Origin of the sequence: Ohtaekwangia sp., from assembly GCF_036568665.1 — a bacterium.
GTDB lineage: Bacteria > Bacteroidota > Bacteroidia > Cytophagales > Cyclobacteriaceae > Ohtaekwangia.
Map to the genome: position 1 here is coordinate 1 of NZ_DATCSD010000084.1, position 10,930 is coordinate 10,930.

A 10,930-nucleotide genomic window follows, 5' to 3' on the forward strand; every position below is an offset into this window, starting at 1 on the left:
TGCTTTAAGCACACGCAGCAGCGACCAGGTGAAGAATGTAAATGGCAATGATATGCCACAAGCCCCGCACTGGATAGCCAACAGCGAAGTAACATACAAGCCAAAGTATATAAAAGGGTTGCGTATAGCCGTGGAGTGGCAGCGCATCAGCACGTGGTACCAGGATCAGATCAGCAAAGTGAAATATGATGATCGCGGTTTTCTCGGCATGAAAGGCGTGAGTTACCTGAACCTGCGCGCAGGCTATACCTGGAAGAGTGTCGAATTGTTTACCAACGCGATGAACCTGACGGACGAGCTATATGCGAATGCTGCGACTCGCGGCAACAATGCAACAGACCGCACTACCTATACACCTGCGGCACCGCGCACCGTTGTGATGGGTATACAGTATAATTTTTCAGGTAAGAAATAATTGAATCATTCATGAAAGAAACATCTGTATCGTTTCAAAAAGCCGCTGAGTCGGTGCAACCTGCAACAGAGGGTGCAACACAACGTATCCAACAGACTATAAAGCGAAATATATATCGCTGGCATCGTATTATCGGTATCATTACCATTATACCCGTTATCTGCTGGACGGTGAGTGGTAGCATGCATCCGTTTATGGCGCATTGGTTTAAGCCTGCTATACCGCACGAGTTTATCGTGCCAACGCCTTTACCAAAGGATAAAATTATACTCTCGCTGCAGGATATACTGGCGAAGAACAACATCCGTTCATTTCGCAATGTCAGAATCGTGATGATGGAGGATACTCCGTATTATCAACTCAAGAACGAAGTATATAATCTTGATTATTACTCCGCTATAGATGGCACGCGTTTACCGGATGGCGACAGGCATTATGCAGAGTCACTCGCGCGCTACTTTCTGGCCGACAGTGTTTCCAAAATAGCATGGATGGAAAAGATCACGGAGTTTACTCCGCAGTATCGCTATGTAAACCGCTTGTTGCCTGTGTGGCAGGTAAGCTTCGAGCGTGACGATAACATGGATGTATATATCGATACAGAGCAAACACGACTTGGTACCTTTAACAACAATCAGCGTAAAGTATTCCTCTGGATCTTTGGCAACTTTCATAACTGGGAGTGGCTTAGCAATATGACCAATAACTGGCTTCGTATTACCATTATGATCGTGTTGCTCATTGTTATTATCTCATCAGCGGTAAGTGGTGTGGTGGTATATGGTTTCTTCTGGAAGCGTTTCAGTAAACCGGCTGTTGAGAACCGAACGAGTTATCTTCGCAGGCATCATCGGAAGATTGGTGTAGCGGTATCATTCGTTACATTGACCTTTGCTGTTAGTGGCGCCTATCACGCCTCGATGAAATATACTCCGGATGACCGACAGGAATACATTCACCAACCGGTGCTGCTTTCAAATGAAGTTACTACTTCCAGCCTGGCATTGCCCGTAAATTGGGAACGGGTGTCAAATATAGCACTGGCTAAAATTGGTAAAGAAGTATTTTACCAGGCGTTCTATACCCGTACTGAGGATGAGCCCAGCGATATTATGTACCTGAATGCTATTACCGGTGGGCAATTGAGGGATGGAAATATAGTATATGCGCGTCAACTGGCTAAGAAGTTTTTCCTGGCATCGCTTACCAGCAATCCTCCGGCTTGTTGCGAAGTAATGGAAAGTTACCAGGAAGCCAATGCACCGGCTATGCCTGCCTTTCAGCAAGCCGCTTTTCTTACGGCATTCAATCGTGAATATGGGTTTGTGAACAAGCGACTACCTGTAGTAAAACTGGATTATAATACACCACAGCATTTAAGCTATTATATAGAGCCTGCTACCGGAAGATTGGCTGCACGCATAGAGGACAGCGACCGTAATGAAGGCTATACATTTGCCGTGTTCCATAAATATCTGTTCATGGACTGGGCCGGTAAAAATGTTCGCGATGGTGTTATGCTGTTTGCAGCACTGGGTGTATTAACCGTATCGGTGCTGGGGTTGATTCTTTTTGTGCGCACTGCGCGGTAGTACCTCATCCCGAACCTTTCTCCTTCTGAGAAGGGCTTTAAAGTCCCTCTCCTTTTTGGAGAGGGACTTAGGGTGAGGTTACTTCCCTATATTCATAATGCGTACAATCTTTTCGAAGATGGCGGTGTTTTGATATACTCCGCTAAATTCGCTGGCACCTGCTCCATAGGCAAATACAGGAACCATTACAGAGGTATGATCTTGTGTGCTGAAGTTTCCGTAGATATAGCCTTTCTTCATATCGCCATCTAGTAATGTGAGTCCACCGGTTTCGTGGTCGGCTGTAATTACGAGCAGCGTTTCAGGGTGCTCGTCTACATATTGCATGGCTGCGCCTATAGCTTCATCGAAGTCGAGCATTTCGCGCACTACAAATTCCATGTTGTTGGCGTGTCCGCCATGATCGATCTGTGCACCTTCGGCCATAATAAAAAAGTCGCTGTTGTCTTTCGTAAAAGTGTTCAGACTTTTCTGTAATGCTTTGGTAAGAAAATTACCACGGCCCTGCTTCATGGATTTAGCAGCGGCATTATCCAATACTACATAACGCGATGAGCGGATCGTATCCATCGCCTGCAGATTGGTTGCCACCGTATACCCGTTGCGTTGTAACAGTGGTGCCAGGCTGCTGCCATCTTTGCGTGTAGTAAAATGAGTAACACCACCACCCATGAGTATATCTACGTGTGCGCCAATAAAATCGCTAGCGATTGCTTCACTCGAAGCACGATCGAGTGCATGTGCATAGAATGCTGCGGGTGTTGCATCGGTTATATCACCGGCAGAAATTACAGCCGATCGTATCTTCTTGTCGAATGCAAGATCAGGTATAGTAAGAAGTGGTCTGCCGGTTGTATCTACACCCACAGCACGGTTACGCGTTTTTGTACCGGAGGCCATTGCAGTAGCACCTGCAGCAGAATCGGTAATATAGTTATCGGCTGAATAGGTGAGCGAGAAACCAATCGTTGGAATATTGAAGAGATTTAGTTTGGCACCGTTCGCAGTATAGCCAGCATACATTTGCGCGAGTCCCATGCCATCACCGATCAGGAGTATAACACGCTTTGTGTTTGTTGTTGTATGTGCTGGTTTTGTTGAACGCACATCGTGAAAGGTATCATTCTGAAACGATGCTTCGGGAGCTTTGGCAATGAAAGTGGCAAGTGCTGTTACATTGTCTGTGCCGATATAGTCTACCTGTAGTTTTTGCAATGTGCGCCATGCATTAACCTGGTCGGGTGTAGCCCAGAAACGTATCTTCTTGCCGCGTGCGTGTACACTGGCAATGGCATCCTGAATTTTCTTTTTGTCGGGTGCGAGTATAATGCCTTTTCCATTCCAGGTAGTATAGCTGGAGAAATCATCACTGATCATACTTACCCGTGCAAGCTGCTGAGGTGTATACACCACGGTTGGCCGGCCATCAAAATGTATATAGTTTGGAAACTCTGCCCAGCGTGAAGGATCGGGCACCGAGCCGCTGATCGTAATAGTGAGTGCACTGCAGTTTGTGAGTGCCGGATATTTCTTTAGTTTCTTTACGAGTGCCTGCAGCGTAGGTATACCTTCGGTCTTCAGATCGATAAGCAGGTTGAGCGGTGTGCCTTTGGCGTATACCCCACCGTTGTGAAATTTTATTTTTTCGGCCAGCGGTGCCAGGTATAGTTTATCAAGTGTTTTATCGGTAGCGATCTCCTTATCAGTATGTGCTACATATAGCTCGTTATTCAGCAGAAATACATCGGCCTCGATGGAACCCACCTGCTGGTAATAGGCAGCGAAGAAAGGTATGGGTTGCACATAATCATTATGGGCATGAATGGAAGACGAAGTATATACCTGCGAAAAACCGGCACGCGATGCTGCCAGCACAAAGAGTAATAGAAAGAGTTTTCTCATAGAATAAGAGACGATGAAATATAAAGTGTCAAATGTAAGCAATCAGGATCAATCGTGGCCCGAATCAGGATGGACGGAATCATTGTGTGATCGCAGTCGCTGGATGCGTATGTACCAGTTGATGGAAGCGATCGATATCGAAAGGCTTCAGCATAACCGATTCAAATCCTGACTGCAATAATTTTTTATAGCGTGGGCGATCTACATGGCAGGTAGTAGCGAATGCTTTGAATGGTACAGGACTGATGCTGCGCAGATCGGAGAGGAGCTCCAGGCAGTCCATATCTTCTTTCAGTGTTACATTCAGCAGGGCTATATCGAAGTTGTGACTGAGGGCAAAAGCAACAGCTTCTTTGGAAGACGACAGTGTTGTTACACCATAGGATGGCATGAGAAGCTTTTTCAAAATGAACCTGTCAACCTGAACATCATCAACCACTAATACATGCATGGTGTCTTGAAAAATTTGAAGCAAAGGTATAGGGGCAATTTCGTTATGATTGCAAGAGAAGATCAACAAAACATTAACAGTATGTTTCGTACTTCTGTTATCAGGTATTGCCGGCCAGCAGGTTAATGGTGAGTGCTACTACAAATGTATTGAGTGCAAACGAAATGAGGCCGTGTACAAATACATTTCTGCGGATCTTGCGCGAGGTAATGTTCACATCCGATACCTGGAAGGTCATGCCAATTACAAACGAAAAATAGGCGAAGTCGAGGTAATCCGGATTTTGTTCACCGGGAAATACCAATCCTTTTGTGCGTGTGTTTCGCATAACCACTGAGCGATGATCGTAGTATAAATGGGCATAGTGAAAGGTAAACACCGTATGTACCATGGCCCATGATAACAACATGCCGACAATGGCAGCGGGCAGATAGATGCTGTGATTGTTATGAAAAGAATCGCGCGACATCACTAACAATATAACCGTAAGCATACTGGCAAGCGAAGCGATCACAATCAGCAGGAAAAGAAAAAAACGACTGCTGTCTTCCTGTGCTACGATCTTTTGTATCTGCGTAGTGGAGTGGTGCAGAAAAATGATCCAGCTGGTCAGTAAAAAGAAAACAGCAAATACATCCCAGAGTAGTATATATTTCACTAGTGGGTATACATCGGCTGTATATACCATCGGGAAGGCGATCGCAGTAAAACACAAGGCAATGATTACGCGGTGCAGGGCACGTATCTTCAATAAGAATTTCCGAAAGAACATCACAGGAATTGCAAAAAGCTAAAGTTAAAGAAATACCGGTATAAGTAATGCGGTATAAGATATATAATAGCGTTAGCAATACCGCGTTCTCTTATGTAAATTCGCTTCGCGACAAAACAGGAAAGGTTGTGGCAGGGAGAAAACATTTGTCCGTGGTTTACGTTCTATTCGCAATACTTTTTATTCTCTATAAATACAACACGATATGAAAACGAAAACCCTCTACAGCCTGGCGTGCGTGATGCTTATTACATGGCACGCTTCTTCGCAGACACTGATCACACAGGTAAAGCCTGCCGACTCCAAGAAATGGGGTTACGCCAATCTGAAAGGCGAGATCATTATACAGCCTCAATATGAAAAATGTTATGAGTTCTCGTCTGATGGTTATGCACCGATATACGATACGAAAGTGCGTCAGTATTATTTCATCAATACGAAAGGAGAGAAGCTGGCAACCGAAATAAAAGACTTTAAACTTATTGATGGGTTGGGCTTTGACCTGAAAGGTTTTGAAGATGGTTTAGTACCGATAAGACAAGGCGAGAAGTGGGGCTATCTGGACACCAATGGAAAGATCGCTATACCTGCCAAGTACGAGCATACCTCTGCGTTCAACGGAGGCCATGCGATAGTAGAAAAAGATTCTAAATTTATAGTGATAGATAAACATGGTAACGAAACCACTATAGATATACCGGGTGTGCTCGATGTAAAACCTTTTGCAGAGAAGCTGGCACCTTTCAGAGCTGCCGATAAGAAATTTGGTTTTATCAATGAACAAGGTAAAGTAGCTATACCGGCACAGTTTGAAAGTGTAGGCTATTTTTCCGGTGGATTGGCCTGGGCCAAGTCGATGGATAAAAAAGTGGGATATATAAATACTGCAGGCGAGTGGATTATAAAACCTCAGTTCGATGTAGCGAAAGAGTTTGATGCCAAGAGCGGCATGGCGCGCGTCAAGAATGCCGATCAGTGGGCGTATGTAAACAAGTCCGGCTCGCTGGTATATGTAAAGGATACCAATCTGTGGGGCGACTTCTCTAACGGATTAGCGCAGGGGAGAAAGAACGATAAAGTTGGTTTCTTCAACACGAAAGGTGAGTGGGTAATAGAACCCAAGTTTGATGCAACACGCGATTTCAAAAATGGTTATGCTGCTGCCAAGCAAGGCGATAAATGGGGATTGATCGATACCAAAGGCGATTGGGTTATTCAACCAACATTCGATGGTATTAAAGATATGGAGCTGGTAGGTAACTAGAGCATTATACCTGTAATGCTATAGAAAGCCGTTCAGAAGGTCATTCTGAACGGCTTTTCTTTTTAATTACCGTTCAGGGAAATTGGAAAAACATCGGTGCAACATTGTTGCAGGAATGTTTTAGATTCATACCTTTGCTACATTATTAATAAACTGTGAAGCGAAAGATCATTCATCGTGCCTTGTCTTTCCTGCTGATAGCGATGTTGCTGTTCAGCCAGGTGGCGCTGAATTTCTTTCACGATCATCACGCATACCGCACGCGTGCGGGTCTTGAGCAAAAAGATAAAACGTTGCAGAAGCATGTGCAGCACTGCAAGGTATGTTCGCTCGAGATCATGTCTGGCTTGTTCTATGAAAATATAGTGCAGCCAACCGTTGTCCAATTTCTGAAAACAGAAGATCCTGTATTTCACGCTGATCTTGACTGCACATTTACAGGCTTTGCACAAGGCCGCGCTCCTCCTGTTGCTATAGTATAAATTCCGGCAATAACTTTCTGATCATCACACCGTGATCATGCCGGCTGCTTTCTTCCGGAAGCACATTTCCCTTTGTTACAACTTTATAATCTGTGAATACATTTATCAAAATGTTTTTGGTAATCATGTTGATACCGGCTTATGCCAGGTCGCAAGATGCTTGCTCGCTCTCTATAAAGGGAGGAGTATATGATGCGGACACACGACAGTCGTTGCCGTTTGCCGCTATATATATACAGGCAAACGAAGGCGTAACGGCTGATGGCTCCGGGAATTACCAGGTGCACGCGCTGTGCCCCGGTAAATATACCTTGATCTGCATGTTGCTCGGGTATAAAACGGATACTGTAACGCTTGCCATAGCGGGAAATACAACACAGCATTTTTACCTGAAGCCGGAAGCAACCACCATTACCGAAGTGGAAGTAGAAGGAAAACGTGATGACGATCGCGCACTGGTATCACAGTCGGTAGCGGAGATCGCGAACGAAGAGTTGATCAGTATGCGTGGCACATCACTGGGCGAAGCATTGAAGAGTGTGCCGGGAGTATATACATTACAATCGGGGCCAACCATCTTTAAACCGGTTATACACGGTTTACACAGCAATCGTATCTTGATCTTTAACAACGGCGTGCGGCAGGAAGGACAACAGTGGGGATCGGAACATGCTCCCGAGATCGATCCCTTTGTGGCCACCAGGCTCTCCGTTATACGCGGTGCTGCCAGTATACGCTATGGGTCTGATGCTATAGGCGGTGTAATTTTAGTAGAGCCGCCTCCGGCCAACGCTACACCAGGTGTGCGTGGCGAAGTAAATATAGTGGGCGCCAGCAACAACCGCATGGGCGTTACTTCAGGTATATTACAGGGAGCATTCGGTAAAAAACTTACCGGGCTCACGTGGAGTTTGCAAGGCACGTATCGCAGGGCCGGTAATTCGAAAACACCGCATTATTATCTGGAGAACTCCGGTTTTCAGGAGGGTAATTTTTCAGGATCGCTTGGCTATAAACGAAAGAACTATGGCGGTGATATATACTATAGCGAGTTCAACACCAAGCTGGGCATCTTTACCGGTACACATGCCGAGACTATATCTGACCTGCAGGCAGCTATTGAACGACCGGAGCCCATCACGCCTTCGTACTTCAGCTATAAGATTGACCGGCCGTATCAACAGGTAAAACATCAGTTGGCCAAAGCGAGTGCCTTCTATATTTTCAGAAATGAGAGCCGGCTCGATGTGATCGTAGCGCGCCAGCAGAATGAACGCTCGGAATATGATTTTGTTCCCCTGAGCGGGCGACTCAACCCGGAGTTATACCTGCGACTGGTAACGCATACGGCTGATATACTTTACAAACATGCGGCCATCGGTAAATATACCGGTACGCTTGGCTTTAACGGTATAACACAAGGTAATGTGCGGCAGTATGAAATGCTCATCCCCAATTTCCGGAATTATGGCGGTGGTATATTTTATATCGGCAAGTGGACGAGCGATCGCCTGGTGCTCGAAGCCGGTGCACGATACGACTATCGCTGGTTACGGGTATATACCCTGGACAACAACACGGCACAGGTTGTTACACCTACATGGGATTTTAATAACGTAACGGGAACGATCGGTTCACAATATTATCTGAAGCCCAACCTGTCGTGGGCGGTAAATATAGGTACAGCCTGGCGTGCACCAACAGTAAACGAACTAATGTCGCAGGGAGTGCACCAGAGTGCAGTGGCTTATGAGATCGGTAATCCCAACCTGCATTCGGAGCGTGCCTATAATTTCAGTACATCGCTGCACTATCATAGCGACCGGTTTCATGGCGAACTCGGACTCTATAACAATATTATTGACGGGTATATATTTCTGAAGCCCGATTTGAAATATATACATACCATTCGCGGATCGTACCCTACATTTACCTATACACAGGTGAATGCACGCTTTCGCGGAGTGGATCTTTCCGGTACGTATAATCTTACTGATTCACTCAGTCTTACCGGTAAAGTATCATTACTATATGCCTGGAACAAAACGATACACGATTACCTGCAGCTGATACCAGGCAATCGCTTTGAAGCATCGCTGCGCTATGGATTAGGTAATTATGGTAGCCTGCGGCAGGTATATATCAGTGTTACGGATATATATACTGCACGGCAGAAGCTCGTGCCGGCTAACAGCGATTACCTCGCACCACCCGCGGCCTATATGCTGTTGAATGCCAATGTAGGTTTCTCCGTTCCGGTAAACAGTCAGATGGTAAATATCAGCGTCTCGGTAAATAATATACTCGATGTTGCTTACCGCGACTACATGGATCGTTTCCGGTATTTTACAGATGAGCCCGGCCGAAATTTTACATTGCGCGTACGCGTGCCTTTTGCTATAGCACAACCTAATCACAAATAATTAACGAAAAGAATCTTAACGAACATTACGTATGACCAAACTGAAAACATTCGCCATACTGGCCGCCAGTGCCTGGGTGATTTTCTCCTGTAACAAAGACGAACAAGTTGTATCACCTACAATCTCGAACGAAGCACTCACTACGGTGCAGCTAAAATTGGTAAATATAGCCGATGCCTCAGATGCACCCACAGCACAATGGGAGCAGTTACTCGATAACAACGGCAATCCATTACCGGTAGATGTGAGTAAAGCAAACCTTACACTGAAAGCAAACGCAACCTATACTGCTTCGCTTGTTCTGCTGGATAAAACACAAACTCCGGTATTCAATGTATCGGATGAAATAAAAGAGCGTTCTAATTATCACTTGTTCTTTTACCAGCCGCTTCCAACCAGCAGTGCATTGGTGATACCGAACAATTATCCCGCTGATCCGAACGATATATACCCGGAGCCGATTCCGACACCTATACCTGCCGGTAATGATCTGAATCTGACAGTAACGATCACCGATCATGACTCCAACCCGGAGCAATATCCTGTAGGACTTGAATCGAAGTTTGTTACGGGGGCAACAGGTTCTGGCTGGTTGCGTATTGTGCTGCGTCATCAACCGAATGTAAAGAACGGAACATTCGCGCCCGGCTCAACCGACCTGGATGTAGGTTTCAATGTGAGCATTCAATAATAAACGGATTCAAGAAGTATAAACAGTACACACATGAGAACAAGAATATTCATCCTTTGTATTATAGCGATCACGATGGTGACAGTGGCCACCGCGCAGGATAAACCACACTATATAGCCATTACCGCGGGCGGCTCTGCACCGGTAGGCGCATTCTCAAAGTCGGATGCCGGTACATTCAATCACTGGAATAACAAAGCAGGCTTTGCCAAAACAGGTTTTACCATTGGTGTAGAAGGTGCATACTATATATTGCCCAAGTTTGGTATAGCCGGTACGTTATACTTTGCTGATCATGGTGCACTGAGTAAATCTGACGCTGCTACATTAGGCGATAGCTATACCGATGCTTTCGCTGTAGATGAATCAACCGTGAGCACAAGCAAGCGTTATCGTTCACTCAACGTAATGGCCGGACCACAGTTTTCATTACCATTGAATAAACTCACCATCGATGTACGCGTAATGGCCGGTGTAGTAAAAAGTTTTTCAACACCGGAAGTAACCGTGCAGCTCGAAGATCAATCTACTTTTAAACAGGCAAGTTCAACCGGTTCAGCTTTCGGATGGCAAGCCGGTGCAGGCTTTCGCTATGCATTGAGCGATCATCTCGGCTTCCTCTTTCGTGCAGACTATTTCAAATCCAACGGTATAAAAGTCGACAACGAAAACCGCACCAACAGCGCAGGCCGCCTCGTAACCAAGCAACCCCTTTCGTGGGTGAATGGCGTGGTGGGGATTTCGTTTACACTGTAGTACCGTGTTGATGTCTTGAAGTGTTCAGGTGTTGATGTGACGAACCTCAATACCTGAACACACCAACACCTCAACACATTCTTCGCATAAATCCCTCCATTTATCGCAAAGCGGAGTTGTGCTCGTAAAATTTGGTTTACGTTGGCGTTTCGTGTCTGATGAAGGTATGGTGACCGGGAGTA

Annotated in this window: 9 protein-coding genes and 1 pseudogene; 7 read left to right on the forward strand and 3 right to left on the reverse strand. The window is 45.6% G+C overall.

Going from position 1 to position 10,930, the window contains the following annotated elements; all coding sequences use genetic code 11:
* Positions 1–415: pseudogene (locus VIN08_RS04485) on the forward strand (TonB-dependent receptor); the annotation flags it as partial.
* 11 nt (positions 416–426) lie between these two features.
* Positions 427–2,007 carry a PepSY domain-containing protein gene (locus tag VIN08_RS04490; RefSeq protein WP_331960852.1) on the forward strand — a complete coding sequence of 527 codons (1,581 nt, stop codon included), beginning with the start codon at positions 427–429 and terminating at the stop codon, positions 2,005–2,007.
* A gap of 78 nt (positions 2,008–2,085) precedes the next feature.
* On the opposite strand, the gene VIN08_RS04495 is transcribed toward VIN08_RS04490, so the two are convergent.
* The 3 genes from VIN08_RS04495 to VIN08_RS04505 all read right to left on the reverse strand — a co-directional run bounded on the left by VIN08_RS04495 (position 2,086) and on the right by VIN08_RS04505 (position 5,132).
* Entirely contained in the window at positions 2,086–3,909 is a 1,824-nt protein-coding gene (locus VIN08_RS04495; protein WP_331960854.1) for an alkaline phosphatase, read from the reverse strand.
* Between the two features lie 79 nt (positions 3,910–3,988).
* The gene (locus VIN08_RS04500; RefSeq protein WP_331960857.1) at positions 3,989–4,384 is read right to left on the reverse strand and encodes a response regulator; all 396 of its coding nucleotides are present in this window, start codon (positions 4,382–4,384) and stop codon (positions 3,989–3,991) included.
* A gap of 76 nt (positions 4,385–4,460) precedes the next feature.
* Entirely contained in the window at positions 4,461–5,132 is a 672-nt protein-coding gene (locus VIN08_RS04505; protein ID WP_331960860.1) for a DUF1345 domain-containing protein, read from the reverse strand.
* Positions 5,133–5,337: 205 nt separating this feature from the next.
* On the opposite strand from VIN08_RS04505, the gene VIN08_RS04510 reads away from it, so the two are divergent.
* The 5 genes from VIN08_RS04510 to VIN08_RS04530 all read left to right on the forward strand — a co-directional run bounded on the left by VIN08_RS04510 (position 5,338) and on the right by VIN08_RS04530 (position 10,748).
* Positions 5,338–6,396: a WG repeat-containing protein gene (locus VIN08_RS04510; protein ID WP_331960863.1), complete on the forward strand. Its 1,059-nt coding sequence runs from the start codon at positions 5,338–5,340 to the stop codon at positions 6,394–6,396.
* Positions 6,397–6,551: 155 nt separating this feature from the next.
* Entirely contained in the window at positions 6,552–6,878 is a 327-nt protein-coding gene (locus VIN08_RS04515) for a hypothetical protein (RefSeq protein ID WP_331960866.1), read from the forward strand.
* Positions 6,879–6,970: 92 nt separating this feature from the next.
* Entirely contained in the window at positions 6,971–9,301 is a 2,331-nt protein-coding gene (locus VIN08_RS04520) for a TonB-dependent receptor (RefSeq protein WP_331960869.1), read from the forward strand.
* Between the two features lie 31 nt (positions 9,302–9,332).
* A complete protein-coding gene (locus tag VIN08_RS04525; protein ID WP_331960872.1) occupies positions 9,333–9,992 on the forward strand; it encodes a hypothetical protein in 660 nt (219 codons plus the stop codon).
* 33 nt (positions 9,993–10,025) lie between these two features.
* Positions 10,026–10,748: an outer membrane beta-barrel protein gene (locus tag VIN08_RS04530; protein WP_331960874.1), complete on the forward strand. Its 723-nt coding sequence runs from the start codon at positions 10,026–10,028 to the stop codon at positions 10,746–10,748.
* Positions 10,749–10,930 lie beyond the last annotated feature (182 nt).

Coding starts and splice junctions, on each gene's coding strand:
- VIN08_RS04495 (WP_331960854.1), bottom strand. CDS start 3,909: ATGAGAAAACTCTTTCTATTACTCTTTGTGCTGGCAGCATCGCGTGCC.
- VIN08_RS04530 (WP_331960874.1), top strand. CDS start 10,026: ATGAGAACAAGAATATTCATCCTTTGTATTATAGCGATCACGATGGTG.
- VIN08_RS04510 (WP_331960863.1), top strand. CDS start 5,338: ATGAAAACGAAAACCCTCTACAGCCTGGCGTGCGTGATGCTTATTACA.
- VIN08_RS04490 (WP_331960852.1), top strand. CDS start 427: ATGAAAGAAACATCTGTATCGTTTCAAAAAGCCGCTGAGTCGGTGCAA.
- VIN08_RS04505 (WP_331960860.1), bottom strand. CDS start 5,132: ATGTTCTTTCGGAAATTCTTATTGAAGATACGTGCCCTGCACCGCGTA.
- VIN08_RS04525 (WP_331960872.1), top strand. CDS start 9,333: ATGACCAAACTGAAAACATTCGCCATACTGGCCGCCAGTGCCTGGGTG.